The organism is Moorena sp. SIOASIH, assembly GCF_010671925.1.
Classification (GTDB): Bacteria; Cyanobacteriota; Cyanobacteriia; order Cyanobacteriales; family Coleofasciculaceae; genus Moorena.
This window is the reverse complement of record NZ_JAAHIH010000004.1, coordinates 506,227-522,614: the sequence shown is the minus strand read 5'-3', so window position 1 is coordinate 522,614 and position 16,388 is coordinate 506,227. Positions and strand designations below refer to the sequence as shown.

At 44.7% G+C, this 16,388-nt stretch carries 11 protein-coding genes; 8 read left to right on the top strand and 3 right to left on the bottom strand.

Features of this window, described 5'->3' with window-relative positions; translation table 11 throughout:
- Nucleotides 1–171: 171 nt before the first annotated feature.
- The 3 genes from F6J90_RS23615 (at nucleotide 172) to F6J90_RS23605 (ending at nucleotide 8,492) form a co-directional block, all read left to right on the top strand.
- On the top strand, nucleotides 172–2,394 hold the full coding sequence (locus tag F6J90_RS23615; RefSeq protein ID WP_293099009.1) for a filamentous hemagglutinin N-terminal domain-containing protein: 2,223 nt from the start codon (nucleotides 172–174) through the stop codon (nucleotides 2,392–2,394).
- Nucleotides 2,395–2,746: 352 nt separating this feature from the next.
- The gene (locus tag F6J90_RS23610) at nucleotides 2,747–5,293 is read left to right on the top strand and encodes a filamentous hemagglutinin N-terminal domain-containing protein (protein ID WP_293099006.1); all 2,547 of its coding nucleotides are present in this window, start codon (nucleotides 2,747–2,749) and stop codon (nucleotides 5,291–5,293) included.
- A gap of 352 nt (nucleotides 5,294–5,645) precedes the next feature.
- Nucleotides 5,646–8,492, top strand: a complete 2,847-nt coding sequence (locus tag F6J90_RS23605) for a filamentous hemagglutinin N-terminal domain-containing protein (protein ID WP_293099004.1) — start codon at nucleotides 5,646–5,648, stop codon at nucleotides 8,490–8,492.
- A gap of 322 nt (nucleotides 8,493–8,814) precedes the next feature.
- Here the strand turns inward: F6J90_RS23605 and F6J90_RS43715 are convergent, their stop codons facing one another.
- The gene (locus tag F6J90_RS43715) at nucleotides 8,815–9,036 is read right to left on the bottom strand and encodes a transposase (protein ID WP_366513835.1); all 222 of its coding nucleotides are present in this window, start codon (nucleotides 9,034–9,036) and stop codon (nucleotides 8,815–8,817) included.
- Between the two features lie 108 nt (nucleotides 9,037–9,144).
- On the opposite strand from F6J90_RS43715, the gene F6J90_RS23600 reads away from it, so the two are divergent.
- Together F6J90_RS23600 and F6J90_RS23595 are read left to right on the top strand one after the other, a co-directional pair.
- Nucleotides 9,145–10,578 (top strand): transposase, encoded by a 1,434-nt coding sequence (locus tag F6J90_RS23600; RefSeq protein ID WP_293099001.1) that lies wholly within the window; start codon nucleotides 9,145–9,147, stop codon nucleotides 10,576–10,578.
- A gap of 67 nt (nucleotides 10,579–10,645) precedes the next feature.
- Nucleotides 10,646–12,517 carry a ShlB/FhaC/HecB family hemolysin secretion/activation protein gene (locus tag F6J90_RS23595; protein ID WP_293098998.1) on the top strand — a complete coding sequence of 624 codons (1,872 nt, stop codon included), beginning with the start codon at nucleotides 10,646–10,648 and terminating at the stop codon, nucleotides 12,515–12,517.
- On the opposite strand, the gene F6J90_RS23590 is transcribed toward F6J90_RS23595, so the two are convergent.
- Nucleotides 12,514–12,675 carry a hypothetical protein gene (locus tag F6J90_RS23590; protein WP_293098996.1) on the bottom strand — a complete coding sequence of 54 codons (162 nt, stop codon included), beginning with the start codon at nucleotides 12,673–12,675 and terminating at the stop codon, nucleotides 12,514–12,516. The two genes, F6J90_RS23595 and F6J90_RS23590, sit on opposite strands and share 4 nt — an antisense overlap.
- Before the next feature lie 137 nt (nucleotides 12,676–12,812).
- Here F6J90_RS23590 and F6J90_RS23585 point away from each other — a divergent pair, with 137 nt between their 5' ends.
- The 3 genes from F6J90_RS23585 (at nucleotide 12,813) to F6J90_RS23575 (ending at nucleotide 15,991) form a co-directional block, all read left to right on the top strand.
- The gene (locus tag F6J90_RS23585) at nucleotides 12,813–13,460 is read left to right on the top strand and encodes a response regulator transcription factor (protein ID WP_293098993.1); all 648 of its coding nucleotides are present in this window, start codon (nucleotides 12,813–12,815) and stop codon (nucleotides 13,458–13,460) included.
- A 47-nt stretch (nucleotides 13,461–13,507) separates the two neighbouring features.
- Nucleotides 13,508–13,777 (top strand): hypothetical protein, encoded by a 270-nt coding sequence (locus F6J90_RS23580; protein ID WP_293098990.1) that lies wholly within the window; start codon nucleotides 13,508–13,510, stop codon nucleotides 13,775–13,777.
- Between the two features lie 312 nt (nucleotides 13,778–14,089).
- Nucleotides 14,090–15,991 (top strand): CHASE2 domain-containing protein, encoded by a 1,902-nt coding sequence (locus F6J90_RS23575; protein ID WP_293098987.1) that lies wholly within the window; start codon nucleotides 14,090–14,092, stop codon nucleotides 15,989–15,991.
- On the opposite strand, the gene F6J90_RS23570 is transcribed toward F6J90_RS23575, so the two are convergent.
- The gene (locus F6J90_RS23570; protein WP_293098984.1) at nucleotides 15,988–16,200 is read right to left on the bottom strand and encodes a hypothetical protein; all 213 of its coding nucleotides are present in this window, start codon (nucleotides 16,198–16,200) and stop codon (nucleotides 15,988–15,990) included. The genes F6J90_RS23575 and F6J90_RS23570 overlap by 4 nt on opposite strands.
- Nucleotides 16,201–16,388: the final 188 nt, after the last annotated feature.

Genomic DNA, 16,388 nt, shown 5'->3' with positions numbered 1-16,388 from the left:
TTGTGCCATTAAGTTTTACAAAAAAAAAGTAATATCAAAGAAGATTGGTAACCAGTTGGAGAGATAATAATTAAAGCCACAAAATTATCACTTAGTTGTGAAAGGATGGGTGCTGTGATTAGGCAAACTACGCGGAGTCGGTGCTCGCTGGGATTGGTAAGTACAGTAGGCATGGCAAGTTCACTAACACTGTCACTGTTAATCCCATCTACTAGTAATCAAGCCCATGCTCAGAGCAATATCGTACCAGATGATACCTTGGGAGCTAATGGAACAGTTGTGATTCCTGACGCTTCTGTAAAGGGATTGCCAGCAGCATTGATTGAAGGGGGAGTTCAACGGGGAGTAAACCTATTTCACAGTTTTGATCAATTCAATGTCGGTCAGGGGTTGCGGGTTTATCTGGCTAATCCAGCTGGCATTGAGAATATCCTGTCGCGGGTGACCGGAATGAATCCAAGCGATATTCAAGGAACCTTGGGAGTAGATGGCGCAGCTAACCTGTTTTTGCTCAATCCCAATGGGATTATATTTGGAGCGAACGCTAGGTTGGATGTGCAGGGTTCATTTGTAGGAAGTACCGCCAGTGCGTACGCATGGGGAGAAGATGGATATTTTAGTGCCACCGAACCGGAAAGTAGCCGTTTACTAACCATTAATCCAGGAGCATTGTTTTTTAATCAGGTCGCCTCGGTGTCAGGGAATATTATCAATACTGGCACCTTGGCAGTGGGGAAAGATTTAACCCTTTCCGGATTGAATCTAGATTTACAGGGTCGGCTATCAGCTGGGGGGAATTTGACCCTATTGGCCATGGAAACCCTGAAGGGTCGCGATAGTGTAGCGCTACCTTTTGTGGCAGCAGCTGGGGGAAAACTATTGCTAATGGGTAACCAAACCATAGATATATTGGCTTTAACTCATCCGGATAGTGGGTTGTTTTCACTAGGGGATATGGTGTTGCGTTCCAGTAACCCGATCACAGGGGATGCCCACTATTGGAGTGGAGGGAATTTTTCGATTGAGGACATAGATGGGAGTTTGGGGAATTTGTCAAGTCCCCATGACCCGATTATTCGCTCAGCGGGGGATGTCAGTTTTAACAGTTATGATGGTGCGTCCCTACACATTTTCGCCGGTGGTTCGGTAACGATTGATAATGTCAAGATTACAGGTTCTGATCCCACCAATAATATTCAGGAAACCGTCACCTTATCCAATGGCACCACCATATCAATAGATGGTAGTAGTCGCCCAACCCTAGATATTAGGGCTGGCACCACAGATATCGGTAACCCGATTGGCATTACTGGCAATCCCACCCCTAATCAACTGGTGTTGTCGGAGGCTCCGACCACGGCAAATATAAAGATTGGCGAGGTAATTATTGAGCAGCCCAATGGTCAGGTGTTCCTCACCAATCAATACCAACCCAATGCTGCTGTGACTGGTTCGATTGAGGTAACCACAATTAATACCAGTAGTGAAGTCGGAAATGCCGGGGATGTGATTATTGACTCTGGTGTTGATATCATGCTCATTGGTACTAATAGCTTGACTGATAATCAGGGCTTGATTGTCGCTATTACTTCTGGTTCTGGGCAGGGGGGTCAAATCAAGCTGGTGGCAAACCAGGAGATTTTGTTGAAGGATGACTTCTTCGTCACAAGTCATACTTTTGGTTCAGGTAAAGGGGGGGAAATTACCATTGAGGCTAAGTCGGTTACTGTCAAAGATGGAGCGCTGGTTGGTACCAGTACCTTCTCAGAAGGAGATGCGGGTTCGGTAAGGATTAAGACACAAGAGTTACTGCTTAAGGATGGAGGACAGGTTAGCGCCATTACCTTTGCAGAAGGAGATGCAGGTTCTTTAACCATCAATGCCTCAGAATTGGTGCAAGTCATTGGTATTGGTGTCTCCGCCGATGGTAAGTTTCCCAGCGGTATATTTGACCAAGCTTTCAAAGACTCAACCGGAAAGGGGGGTTCCTTGGAGATTAATACACAACTGTTACTGGTTTTCGATGGAGGACGGATTGGCACCACTATCGACGCCAGCATCATCGAAAACAGCCTGACCTTCTTACCAGACAATCAGATTGACACCACTACTTTGCTCTCCAATAGCTGCATTTTTCGTAGTCGGGAGCAACCAGGTAGCTTCATCATTACTGGCAGCGGTGGAAAACCCACTGCTCCGGGAAGTGGTACCATTTCACCCTTTGCCACTGGCACAGTGCGCACCATACCCAGTGATGGTAGCTCTAGCCCGAGCACCCAACCAGATCGCCCTTGGCAAATCGGTGATCCGATTGTAGAACCTCAACAGGTATATAGACTGGCAGATGGACGGCTAGTTTTGAGTCGGGAGTGTGTAGAAGAATTCCTGCACTAACTAATGAGATCATACTCTTCGCGAATCACCTCAAAGCTTGGGTTTTTATAGATTACTGGTTATGCCGAAGTTCCCTATTACCGTTGACAATCCATCAATGTTTAATACCTCAAATTAAAATCCTATCTATTGCACTTTTCGGCAATAATTATCTCAGAATTCGGCAATTAACTTTGCCGATTTGTGCCATTAAGTTTTACAAAAAAAAAGTAATATCAAAGAAGATTGGTAACCAGTTGGAGAGATAATAATTAAAGCCACAAAATTATCACTTAGTTGTGAAAGGATGGGTGCTGTGATTAGGCAAACTACGCGGAGTCGGTGCTCGCTGGGATTGGTAAGTACAGTAGGCATGGCAAGTTCACTAACACTGTCACTGTTAATCCCATCTACTAGTAATCAAGCCCATGCTCAGAGCAATATCGTACCAGATGATACCTTGGGAGCTAATGGAACAGTTGTGATTCCTGACGCTTCTGTAAAGGGATTGCCAGCAGCATTGATTGAAGGGGGAGTTCAACGGGGAGTAAACCTATTTCACAGTTTTGATCAATTCAATGTCGGTCAGGGGTTGCGGGTTTATCTGGCTAATCCAGCTGGCATTGAGAATATCCTGTCGCGGGTGACCGGAATGAATCCAAGCGATATTCAAGGAACCTTGGGAGTAGATGGCGCAGCTAACCTGTTTTTGCTCAATCCCAATGGGATTATATTTGGAGCGAACGCTAGGTTGGATGTGCAGGGTTCATTTGTAGGAAGTACCGCCAGTGCGTACGCATGGGGAGAAGATGGGTATTTTAGTGCCACCTTTCCGGAAAGTAGCCGTTTACTAACCATTAATCCAGGAGCATTGTTTTTTAATCAGGTCGGCTCGGTGTCAGGGAATATTATCAATACTGGCACCTTGGCAGTGGGGAAGGATTTAACCCTGTCGGGATTGAACCTAGATTTACAGGGTCGGCTATCAGCTGGGGGGAATTTGACCCTATCGGCCATGGAAACCCTGAAGGGGCGCGATAGTATAGCCCTACCTTTTGTGGCAGCAGCTGGGGGCAAACTATTGCTAATGGGTAACCAAACCATAGATATATTGGCTTTAACTCATCCCGAGAGTGGGTTGTTTTCACTAGGGGATATGGTGTTGCGTTCTGGTAACCCGATCACAGGGGATGCCCACTATTGGAGTGGAGGAAATTTTTCGATTGAGGAAATAGATGGAACTTTAGGAAATTTGTCAAGTCCCCATGACCCGATTATTCGCTCAGCTGGGGATGTCAGTTTTAAGAATTATGAAGGTGCGTCCCTACACATTTTCGCCGGTGGTTCGGTAACGGTTGATAATGTCAAGATTACAGGCTCTGATCCCGCAAATAATATTCAGGAAACCGTCACCCTATCCGATGACACCACCATATCAATAGATGGTAGTAGTCGCCCGACCCTAGATATTAGGGCTGGCACCACAGCTATCAACCCGATCGGCATTACTGGCAATCCCACCCTTAATCAACTGGAGTTGTCGAAGGCTCCTCCGACCATGGCAACTATTAAGATTGGCCAGGTAATTATTAAGCCGCCCAATGGTCAAGTGTTTCTGACCAATCAATACCAACCCAATTCCGCTGTGACTGGTTCAATTGAGGTAACCACAATTAATACCAGCAATACAGTAGAAAATGCCGGGGATGTGATTATTGACTCGGGTAAAGACATCATCCTCATTGGTACTAATAGCTTGACTGATAATCAGGGCTTCATTTTCGCTGATACTTCTGGTCCTGGGCAGGGGGGTCAAATCAAGCTGGTGGCAAACCAGGAGATTTTGTTAAGCGATCGCTTTCTCGTCACAAGTGATACTACCAGTGATACATCTGGTTCAGGTAATGGCGGTGAAATTACCATTGAGGCTGAGTCAGTTACTGTCAGAGATGGAGGAGTGGTTGCTGCCCGTACCTTGGGAGAAGGAGATGCAGGTGATGTGACTATCAATGCCTCAGAATCGGTGCAAGTCATGGGTATTGCTGTCTCCGGCGAGAATAGGTTTCCCAGCCTCATAACTACCCAAGCTGATCCAGACTCAATAGGAGATGGGGGTGACTTGACGATTAATACACAAAGTTTACTGGTTAAGGATGGAGCACAGGTTAGCGCCACTACCTTTGCAGAAGGAGATGCAGGTAATGTGACTATCAATGCCTCGAAATTAGTCGAAGTCATTGGTTTCTCCGCCGATGGTAAGATTGGCAGCGGTATATTTGCCCAAGCTAATCCAGACTCAACCGGAGATGGGGGTAACTTGATTATTAATACACAACAGTTATTGCTTAAGGATGGAGCACAGGTTAACGCCGTTACCTTTGGACAAGGAGATGCAGGTAATGTGACCATCAATGCCTCGGAATCGGTGCAAGTCATTGGTCAATCCCCCGATGGTAAGTTTCCCAGCGGTATATTTGACCAAGCTTTCAAAGACTCAACCGGAAAGGGGGGTTCCTTGGAGATTAATACACAACTGTTACTGGTTTTCGATGGAGGACGGATTGGCACCACTATCGACGCCAGCATCATCGAAAACAGCCTGACCTTCTTACCAGACAATCAGATTGACACCACTACTTTGCTCTCCAATAGCTGCATTTTTCGTAGTCGGGAGCAACCAGGTAGCTTCATCATTACTGGCAGCGGTGGAAAACCCACTGCTCCGGGAAGTGGTACCATTTCACCCTTTGCCACTGGCACAGTGCGCACCATACCCAGTGATGGTAGCTCTAGCCCGAGCACCCAACCAGATCGCCCTTGGCAAATCGGTGATCCGATTGTAGAACCTCAACAGGTATATAGACTGGCAGATGGACGGCTAGTTTTGAGTCGGGAGTGTGTAGAAGAATTCCTGCACTAACTAATGAGATCATACTCTTCGCGAATCACCTCAAAGCTTGGGTTTTTCTATATTACTGCTTCTTCCGAAGTTACCTATTCCCCTTGACAATCCATCAATGTTTCACACCTAAAATTAAAAGGCTAGATGGCATTTTTAGGCAATAATTTTGGCAGATAATGGGAATTATTTGTGCTGATTTTGGTAATTAAGTTTTACAACAAAAAGTAACATTAAGCCAGATTGGTAAGCCGTTTGATAGATAATAATTACAGCCACAAAATTATTACTTAGTTGTTAAGGAATCGGTGCTGTGATCAAGCAAACTACGCGGAGTCGGTGCTCGCAATTGGGGTGGGTAAATACAGTAGCAATGACAAGTTCATTAACACTGTCACTGTTAATCCCATCAACTAGCAATCAAGCCCATGCTCAGAGCAATATCATACCAGATGATACCTTGGGAGCTAATGGTTCGGTTGTGATTCCTGACGCTTCTGTAAAGGGATTGCCAGCAGCATTGATTGAAGGGGGAGTTCAACGGGGAGTAAATCTATTCCACAGTTTTGATCAATTCAATGTCGAAGAGGGGTTGCGGGTTTATTTAGCTAATCCAGCTGGAATTGAGAATATCCTGTCGCGGGTGACCGGAATGAATCCAAGCGATATTCAAGGAACCTTGGGAGTAGATGGCCCAGCTAACCTGTTTTTGCTCAATCCCAATGGAATTATATTTGGGTCGAACGCCAGCTTGGATGTGCAGGGTTCATTTGTAGGAAGTACCGCGAATGCGTACGCATGGGGTGAAGATGGATATTTTAGTGCCACTGAACCAGAAAGTAGCCGTTTACTAACGATTAATCCCGGAGCATTGTTTTTTAATCAGGTCGGCTCGGTGCCAGGGAATATTATCAATACTGGCACCTTGGCAGTGGGGAAGGATTTAACCCTTTCTGGATTAAATCTAGATTTACAGGGTCGGCTATCAGCTGGGGGGAATTTGACCCTATTGGCCATGGAAACCCTGAAGGGGCGCGATAGTATAGCGCTACCTTTTGTAGCAGCAGCTGGGGGAAAACTATTGGTAATGGGTAACCAAACCATAGATATATTGGCTTTAAATCATCCCGAGAGTGGGTTGTTTTCACTAGGGGATATGGTGTTGCGTTCCAGTAACCCAATTAGAGGGGATGCCCACTATTGGAGTGGAGGAAATTTTTCGATTGAGGAAATAGATGGAACTTTAGGGAATTTGTCAAGTCCCCATGACCCGATTATTCGCTCAGCGGGGGATGTCAGTTTTAAGAATTATGAAGGTGCGTCCCTACACATTTTCGCCGGTGGTTCGGTAACGGTTGATAATGTCAAGATTACAGGTTCTGATCCCACCAATAATATTCAGGAAACCGTCACCCTATCCAATGGCACCACCATATCAATAGATGGTAGTACTCGCCCCACCCTAGATATTAGGGCTGGCACCAAATATATCGGTAACCCGATCGGCATTACTGGCAATCCCACCCCTAATCAACTGGAGTTTTCGGAGGCTCCGACCACGGCAAATATTAAGATTGGCGACATAATGATTGAGCCGCCCAATGGTCAGGTGTTCCTCACCAACCAATACGAATCCAATTCCGCTGTGACTGGTTCGATTGAAGTAAACACAATTGATACCAGTAATGAAGTCGGAAATGCCGGGGATGTGATTATTGACTCTGGTCAAGATATCATGCTCATTGGTACTAATACTATTGACTCGGGTGTTGATATCATCCTCACTGGTACTAATATTGATAATGAGAGCTTCATTTTAGCTGATACTTCTGGTCCTGGGGAGGGGGGTCAAATCAAGCTGCTGGCAAACCAGGAGATTTTGTTGAGCGATCGCTTTCTCGTCACAAGTGGTACTTCTGGTTCAGGTAATGGGGGTGAAATTACCATTGAGGCTGAGTCGGTTACTGTCAGAGATGGAGCAGCAGTTGGTACCCGTACCTTGGCAGAAGGAGATGCGGGTTCGGTAAGCATTAAGACACAAAGTTTACTGCTTAAGGATGGAGGAGTGGTTGGTAGCCGTACCTTGGGAAAAGGAGATGCAGGTAATGTGACCATCAATGGATCAGAATCGGTGAAAGTCATTGGTATTGGTGTCTCCGGCGAGAATACGTTTCCCAGCCTGATAACTACCCAAGTTGATCCAGACTCAACCGGAGATGGGGGTAACTTGATGATTAATACACAAAGTTTACTGCTTAAGGATGGAGGATTGGTTGGTACCGGTACCTTTGGAAAAGGAGATCCAGGTTCTTTGACCATCAATGCCAAAGAATCGGTGAAAGTCATTGGTATTGGTGTCTCCGGCGAGAATACGTTTCCCAGCCTGATAACTACCCAAGTTGATCCAGACTCAACCGGAGATGGGGGTAACTTGATGATTAATACACAAAGTTTACTGGTGGAGGATGGAGCACATGTTAACGCCATTACCTTTGCAGAAGGAGATGGGGGTTCTTTGACCATCAATGCTAAAGAATCGGTGCAAGTTATTGGTGTCTCCGCCGATGGTAACTTTCCCAGCGCTATATTCGCCCTAGCTAATCCAGACTCAACAGGAGATGCAGATTCCTTGAAGATTAATACACAAAGTTTACTGGTGGAGGATGGAGCACAGGTTGACGCCATTACCTTTGCAGAAGGAGATGGGGGAATTTTGACCATCAATGCCTCGGAACTGGTGCAAGTCATTGGTAAATCCGCCGATGGTAAGTTTCGCAGCGGTATATTTGCCGAACCTTTCAAAGACTCAACCAGAAAGGGGGGTTTTTTGAAGATTAATACACAACTGTTACTAGTTTTTGATGGAGGACGGATTGGCACCACTATCGACGCCAGCCTGATCGAAAACAGCCTGACCTTCTTACCAGTTAATCAGATTGACACCACTACTTTGCTGTCCAATAGCTGCATTTTGCGCAGTCGGAAGCAACCAGGTAGCTTGATCATTACTGGCAGCGGTGGAAAACCCACTGCTCCAGGAAGTGGTAAGATTTCACCCTTTGCCACTGGCACAGTGCGCACCATACCCAGTGATGGTAGCTCTAGCCGGAGCACCCAAGCGGATCGCCCTTGGCAAATTGGTGATCCGATTGTAGAACCTCAACAGGTATATCGACTGGCAGATGGACGGCTAGTTTTGAGTCGGGAGTGTGTAGAATAATTCCTGCACTAGCTAATGAGATCATAATGTTGGCGAATCACCTCAAAGCTAGTGAAATCCATCGGGGGAGGGGGAAGAGCAGGAGCTGATTATGGTATGGTATTGTTCCGTTGAACAAAATGTTTCGCGCAGTCCTCACCCATAATCTATGATTTGGGTGGGGTAAGCGAAACCAACAAACATCGCGCAGCGTCCTTATTCAGGGGTCTCTTGGTTTTTTACGTACTCAATCAGCAATCAAACGGTCATAGGCCCTTGTGTTCCTACACTAATGATTGCATAACTGCCAGACCAGAATTGAGGTAATGATCCCCAATAGAACTTAGATAAATGCTCCGCGAACTTGGAGCGTAGCCATTGGAGTTGTAACCGTCTTTACATTATTAACTAGCTTCGACAATCCTACTGACGGGTGTGCTTCAAAGAGAATATGTACATGGTCAGCTTCACCTCCAAACTCTACTAGATCGCACTCCCACTTCCCAAGAAGTTGTTTGAGTATAAGCTCGATTCTGATTAAAGTGATATATAAGCCGAAACGCACTGTTGCTGAGGGTTTTTAGCGGTAGCATAGAAAAATTTTCTTAACCGTCTTGACAACTAAGATTATAACTGGTAGACCAAGTGTAGACGGTTCGTTAAACCCAAGCCCATGAGCAAAAAAAGAAGTAACAGGAGAACTAAAAAGAAAAAGAAAAAGGAGGCTGACCTGATGCGGACGGACGTTTGGAGCCTGGTGGCAACACAAGAACAAAAGCACCAGATGCAACTAACTGTCAATGAGTACCGTGCCTTCCTAACGCCTCTAGTTCTCATTTTCAACGCTCAATGGGCTAAACTAGCTACTCTGTCTTCTACAGAACGGATAAATGCTGTGGAGAAAATGATTCATGCCACAGCAAAAAATCCAGCTCCTAAACATAACTATTATCAAAAAGTATTAGACAAAAATCCTTCTTTTAGAAAGTTTCCTAGTTATTTAAGAAGAGCAGCTATAGCTGACGCTATTGGGATCGTTTCTAGCTTTCAGACTCGTTATAGAGAGTGGCAGTCAGGCATTAGAAAACATCGTCAGGCTAGACCCCCTCGTTTAACGGCTATGTGCAAAAGCTATCCAGCTTTATATCAAGGTCAGCAAATTAAATATGGGGTGAACTATGCCACAGTAGACATAAAGGTCTGGGATGGAACTGATTGGGTCTGGCTAAAAAAGATAAAAGTCAAGAAACATGGAGGTAATAGACATTTAACAAAAGGAAATCAACTGTGTTCGCCTGCTCTTGTAATCGACTTGAAGAAGTGTCAACTATCCATGCCAGTCGAGGTAAAGCAAGGGTCGAGGCAGGAGGCAGAATATATATGTAGTGTAGATTTAGGAATCAATAACGCTGCTGTAGCAGCTATCGTAGGTCGCGATGGTACTGTAAAGGCGAGAAAATTTATCAATCCCGCCAGAGACATAGACTGTCGCAATAGACGGAGAATGAAAATTGCCAAAAAGGCAAAACAAACCAGTAACATAACCGGGAAAAAATTACCAAGAGGTTTCTGTAAAGGTCTTTATCGCAAGTCTTCTAATCTAAATTTGGAGATTGGCAGAACGGTAGCCAGAGAGATTGTTAAATTTGCCTTGTTACATGGAGTAAAAGTAATCGTATTAGAAAATCTCTCTGGCTGGAAAGCTAAAGCAGGTAAGAAAGGGTCATTGATGAAACAGAAGTTTCATTTATGGTGCCATAGCAAAATCTGCGAGCTTATTAACGATAAGTGGACGGAAGTAGGTGGGGTTGTTCAAACAATTAACCCTAAATACACCAGTGCGGTAGCTTTCGATGGTAGCGGTAAAGTATTGAGAAGTAAAATCAATTATTCACTTGCCAAATTTTCTACAGGAAAACGGTATCATGCCGATCTAAATGCTAGTTATAATATCGGGGCCAGATACTGGTATTCCGTAATTGTAGGAGATAGGCATTTCTCTAGGGTGTTCGATAGCAAAAGTTCTAACGGCACATCGAGAACGCCGATTGTCCTGGGGACGCTTAGGAGTCTAGCTACTTTTAAGCGCACGAATCCCCACCCATAATCTTCGATTTGGGTGGGGTGCGTTCAAAGTATAAACTTTCATGGTTGTGTATCTAAAAAGGAGATGAATGGCGATTGCGCTACGGCCACGCTATGGCATGTGGCAGCCACCACCAAAGGCATACGCCCTGAAGGGAAAGGCAGGTTTTGGTGTTTCTAGTTTTAGTTTTTCTATCTTAGTGATCTCAGCTCTAAATGGGATGGCTCAATCTACGATTCCTAATTCATCTAATTCTCCCCTTCCGATTACTTCCGCATCTGGGTTATCGCTACTAGACTCTACTGCTGAAGCTACCTCTACTCGACCGCCACCTCAGGTTAGATGTCCCGTTGAAGACATCGGGTCAGAATTAATAGGAACACAGGGAGAGGGAGAGACAGGGAGAGAGTTTTGGCCTATTTGTCAAGATTCTCGATATAAATCTTTATATCAAACCGATGCTACCGGAGTTGATATTATCGCTTCATCCGGTGAGCGTTTCCTAGTCAAAACTGTAGAAGTGCTGGGTAGTACAGTTTTACAAGAACAGATTACAGCATTAATTGAAGAGATTGAAAACCAGGAAGTCACCTTTGAAGATTTAATTGAACTGCGCTCTAAAATTACTCAACTGTATATTAAAAACGGTTACATTACCTCTGGTGCATTTTTACTGAATAATCAAGCACTCGACAGTGGCACTGTGCAAATACAGGTTGTTGAAGGTGAGGTAGAACGAATTGAACTGAATGGATTAAACCGTCTGCGACCTGACTATGTACGCCGTCCCCTAGAAATTGCTACTACTAAACCCTTAAATCAGCAACGCCTAGTCAAAGCACTGCAACTGCTGCAGCTAGACCCCTTAATCGAACGAGTGAACGTGGAATTGACCGCAGGGAGCACTCCCGGTCGTAATATATTAAAGGTCACACTAAAAGAAGCCCCAGCCTTTCACACCGGTGTCAAAACAGAAAACAACCGTTCTCCCAGTATTGGTTCAACCCAAGTCAGTGTATTTGCTGCTCATGATAATCTATTGGGATTTGGCGATCGCATTCGTGGGGAATACGGTCTAACCGAAGGACTCGACATCTACGATATTCGCTATAGCATCCCCATCAATGCTCGTAAAGGAACCCTGAGCTTGGGCTACAGCAATAGTGAAAATCGCCTTGTTTCGGAGAATTTCCGGGATTTAAACATTAGAGGTGAAACCCAGAACTATTCCCTCAGTTTCCGTCAGCCCTTATTGCGATCGCCAGAGACTGAATTCGCTGTTGGCGTAGGCTTAGACCTGCGTCACCGACAAACCTTTATACTCGATGACATTCCCTTGTCCTTCTCTCTAGCCACGGCAGATGGTACATCCAAGGTCACAGTAATTCGGCTGTTTCAAGATTGGGTCAAGCGCAGTCCAGAACGAGTATTAGCCGCCCGCTCCCAGTTTAGTCTAGGAATTGATGCCTTTGATGCCACCATTAGTGACTCAAGTCCTGATGGGCGTTTCTTTACCTGGGTCGGACAATTCCAGTGGGTGGAGCAATTATCACCATCTATTCTGCTGATCAGCCGAATTAATACTCAACTCACCCCAGATTCCTTACTATCCCTAGAAAAGTTCAGTCTAGGTGGTAGAGATACCGTCAGAGGCTATCGACAAAATCAAATTATTGCTGATAATGCCATCTTGGGGGGAGTAGAGGCACGTATTCTCCTCACCTCAGACTCAAGACTACAATTAACCCCTTTTTTTGAAATCGGTACAGCCTGGAATAATGATGGGATTCAACCCAACCCTGCCACCATTGCTGGTGTAGGATTAGGCTTACGTTGGCAGATCGGATCTGGATTTAATCTCCGTCTCGACTATGGTATTCCCCTGATCGGGGTAGATAATCAGGGGAACTCACTGCAAGACAATGGCATTTACTTTACCCTAGACTACCAGCCTTTTTAGTAGACTTCGCGGCAGTTGTAGGGAACAGGGAACAGGGAACAGGGAACAGTGGACAAGAATTGACGCAAAGCGATGCAGCGCGGTCTTGGGGAGGCAGCGCGGTCTTGGGGGTTCCCCCCATGAGCGACTGCCGTGGTTTCCCCCAGGAGCGACTGCATCAAGAACACTATCAGAAAACTACTTTTGCAAGAGGTATAGTCAAGCATGTAGAAAAATTTAAATTTTAAAATGGTCTAATTAATTAAAAATTAAAAATTAAAAATTAACAAAATAATTAACAATTAAGGAATTACCTATGAAACCAAAAATTATTGTCATTGACGACCACGAATCGGTTCTCGAGGGAACCGTGAGCCAACTGCAAAAGCAATACCCAGAGGCAGAAATTGTTACGGCTAAAACAGCCCAGATAGCTCAAGAATATGTAGAGAGGTTATCCCCTGACTTAGTTGTTGCCGATCTTTCCATTCCCAAGCAGCAGGGGGATACTGCCCGAACCGATACGGGAATTCAACTCCTCAAAACATTAATGAAAATATACCCTACCCTCAATATAGTTGTTCAAAGCGCTAATATCAAAGCCTTAATCCGTTTAAAACCTGCTATTAATGAACACGAAGGAGGCTTTACCATCGTAGATAAAAGCCTGCCCCAGAAAGAAATGTTAATTAAAGTTGACTGGTCACTTCAGGGATTGATTTACACCCCCAAAGCGATCCGAAATGGGTTGGAAATCAAATCCGAATGGTTAGAACTTCTAACCTTAGCCTTTGAAGAAGGATTACAGGATAGAACCATTGCTCAGCGGATGCAAATCTCCGAGCGCACTGTGCGTAACTATTGGACTAAAGTTCAAGACGTTTTAGGGGTTTATCCAAAACCCGGTGAAAATATTCGCATTAAAACCGAGAAGCGGGCAAGAGAAGTCGGTCTAATCGATTGAAATCAGAGCTGATATCGAGTTGCATTAAAAGATAGGGAGATAGGGAGATGGGGAGGGTGCATCTCATATTTGTAAAAAATATCGCAAGTGTGGGGAGTGTGGGGAGTGTGGGGAGTGTGGGGAGTGTGGGGAGTGTGGGGAGTGTGGGGCCCGGGCGCGGGAATTTTCGCCTGAATTTTTGTCTAATTTCAAAACTGAGATGCACTCGATGGGGAGATAGGGAGATGGGGAGATTGGCAGATGGGGAGATGGGGAGATTGGGGCAAGAGAAAGTTGTACTTTTGACCGCAACTTGGTATGATACAGTGTCCAGTTGACTACTGATTATTTAAAATTGAAAATTATCAGTCAATGGTCTGGTAAATTACCAATTACCAATACCAAATTACCAATAACCAATTACCAATACCAAATTACCAATATCCAATTACCAATACCAAATTACCAACCATAGAATAATCTCTAGGGATCCGTGCTAAGAATTGTGATAATTTTTGATGGCATCTTCCCTACTCCCTACTCCCTACTCCCTACTCCCTACTCCCTACTCCCTTTCCTATAGTTTCACATCTCAACTGAAAACGCTATAAGGATATTAAGGGTGTATCAAGGTGCGATCAAACAAAATCATGAGACTTTTTACTCAGGAGGAAATTCAAAGCTGGCGGGTAGGATTGATGCCAGGACTAGTCCTGATCGGACTAGTAATCCTATTTCGCCTCACTGGCTCCCTGCAAAGTCTAGAATGGATTGCTCTGGATAGTTTTCTCCGTTGGCGTCCTGAAGAATCTATTGATAAAAGAATTCTGATTGTTGGTATTAATGAAGAAGACATCCGAGGCATAGGTACCTATCCCATACCCGATCGAGACTTAGCATCACTGCTGAGAAAACTAGCAACCTATAACCCTAGAGCTATTGGTCTTGACATCGTCAGAGATTTACCTGTTGAGCCTGGTTACACTGAGTTAGTCGCAGCATTTAAGGCTATCAAAACCGTGATTGGCATTGAAAAAGCCTTACCTGACCAATATGGCAATACCATTAATCCACCACCCACCTTACCCCCCGAACAAATTGGCTTTGCCGATGGCATACTTGACGCTGACGGACACATCAGGCGCAGTTTACTAGGCACCTATAATCTCGAAGGAGAGTATAAATTTTCTCTAGCTATACTGCTAGCAAAAGCGTATTTATCTAAAGAAGGAATTTCCCTAACCAATGGCACTTATGACCCAATAGCCATGCAGTTTGGTACTACGGAACTCACTCGCTTTCGCCCCAATTCCGGAGGCTATGTCAGAGCCGATGCTAAGGGAAATCAGATCCTAATTAATTTTCGCAGTGCTCGGGAACCGTTTCGGATCGTATCCCTCAACGATATCCAAACTGGCAACATCGATCCAAGCTGGATTCGCGATCGCATAGTCCTGATTGGTATCACTAGCCATGGCGCTAAAGATATTGTTAATGTCTCTGCTATCCCTAACTCTATTCCTGGACTAGTGTTTGGTGTAGAAGTCCTTGCTCATACAGTTAGTCAAATCATTAGTGCTGCTCTCAATGGACGACCCTTGTTAAGGGTTTGGCCAGATAGCTGGGAATATATATGGATTATAGTTTGGGGGTTTCTGGGTATCAGCCTCGCTAGACTAACTAAGACACCGCTACAGAATCTATTGAGTGTTAGTGTTGCTGGCATTAGTTTGGTGGCACTAAGTTATTTGCTTCTGATCTGGGGTTGGTGGATACCTGTAGTACCAGCGTGCTTAGTTTTAACTGTCAATGCTATCAGTATCAATGCCTTCTATCTATACCAGCAAACCTTAAAATCCCGCATAAATGAACGCCAATATATGATTGATTATACCTTTGACATCATTCATAATGGACCATTACAAACCTTAGCTAGGATACTCAGCTGCACTCAAGATCAGGATTTATCTAATGACCAATTGCGCTCTCAACTAGAACAGTTAAACCAAGAACTCAGAGCAGTTTATGAATCAGTGCGTCGAGAAACCCTAACCCAAGATAGCAGTATCCACATCGGGATTGATTTAGACCTAGATTTGGAGCAACCCACTCACGAGATTCTCTATGAAGTTTATAGCAATACCCTAGCCTTAAACTTTCCTTGCTTTGAAACCATTCAGGTAAAAATTATAAAATTTGACCCAATTGATAGTCCGCCATTAAGTATCGAACAGAAGCGAGGATTGTGTCGATTTATGGAAGAAGCATTGTGCAATGTCGGTAAATATGCTAAAGGGGTCACTCGTCTGAAAGTTACCTGCACCCAAACCGAAGGTATGAATATTATTCGCATTCAAGATAATGGATTGGGCATTAGCTCATCATCTCAACCCAATAAATATAAGCGTTCAGGAGGTCGGGGAACTAAACAAGCTAAAGCACTAGCGCGACAGCTAGGGGGAAGTTTTAAGCGCTCATCTTTGTCTCCTAAAGGAAGAGTTTGTGAACTCACTTGGTCTGTTGCTAAAGGTCGATTTTGGTTTTTAAACTAGGTATTATATATAGCAATTATACGACTTGTGAGGTACAAATTTCTGGTTTTTAGGGAGCAGGGAGCAGGGAGCAGGGAGCAGGGAGCAGGGAGCAGGGAGCAGGGAGCAGGGAGCAGGGAGCAGGGAGCAGGGAGCAGGGAGCAGGGAGCAGGGAGCAGGGAGCAGGGAGCAGGGAAGAGGGAAGAGGTAAAAAATAATGTGTACCTCATGAGTCCTAGAAACGCTATATTAGCTGATAGCTGATAGCTGATAGCTGATAGCTGATAGCTGATAGCTGATAGCTGATAGCTGATAGCTGATAGCTGATAGCTGATAGCTGATAGCTGATAGCTTTTAATCATTTATTAATGGCAATTTTTAATTTTTAATTTTATGATCTTGGCATAATTAGAGGCTA

Bases quoted from the DNA above. Each gene is read 5' to 3' on its own strand.
- F6J90_RS23615 (WP_293099009.1), top strand. From the start codon at position 172: ATGGCAAGTTCACTAACACTGTCACTGTTAATCCCATCTACTAGTAAT.
- F6J90_RS23610 (WP_293099006.1), top strand. From the start codon at position 2,747: ATGGCAAGTTCACTAACACTGTCACTGTTAATCCCATCTACTAGTAAT.
- F6J90_RS23605 (WP_293099004.1), top strand. From the start codon at position 5,646: ATGACAAGTTCATTAACACTGTCACTGTTAATCCCATCAACTAGCAAT.
- F6J90_RS23600 (WP_293099001.1), top strand. From the start codon at position 9,145: ATGAGCAAAAAAAGAAGTAACAGGAGAACTAAAAAGAAAAAGAAAAAG.
- F6J90_RS23595 (WP_293098998.1), top strand. From the start codon at position 10,646: ATGGCGATTGCGCTACGGCCACGCTATGGCATGTGGCAGCCACCACCA.
- F6J90_RS23590 (WP_293098996.1), bottom strand. From the start codon at position 12,675: ATGCAGTCGCTCCTGGGGGAAACCACGGCAGTCGCTCATGGGGGGAAC.
- F6J90_RS23585 (WP_293098993.1), top strand. From the start codon at position 12,813: ATGAAACCAAAAATTATTGTCATTGACGACCACGAATCGGTTCTCGAG.
- F6J90_RS23580 (WP_293098990.1), top strand. From the start codon at position 13,508: ATGGGGAGGGTGCATCTCATATTTGTAAAAAATATCGCAAGTGTGGGG.
- F6J90_RS23575 (WP_293098987.1), top strand. From the start codon at position 14,090: ATGAGACTTTTTACTCAGGAGGAAATTCAAAGCTGGCGGGTAGGATTG.
- F6J90_RS23570 (WP_293098984.1), bottom strand. From the start codon at position 16,200: ATGAGGTACACATTATTTTTTACCTCTTCCCTCTTCCCTGCTCCCTGC.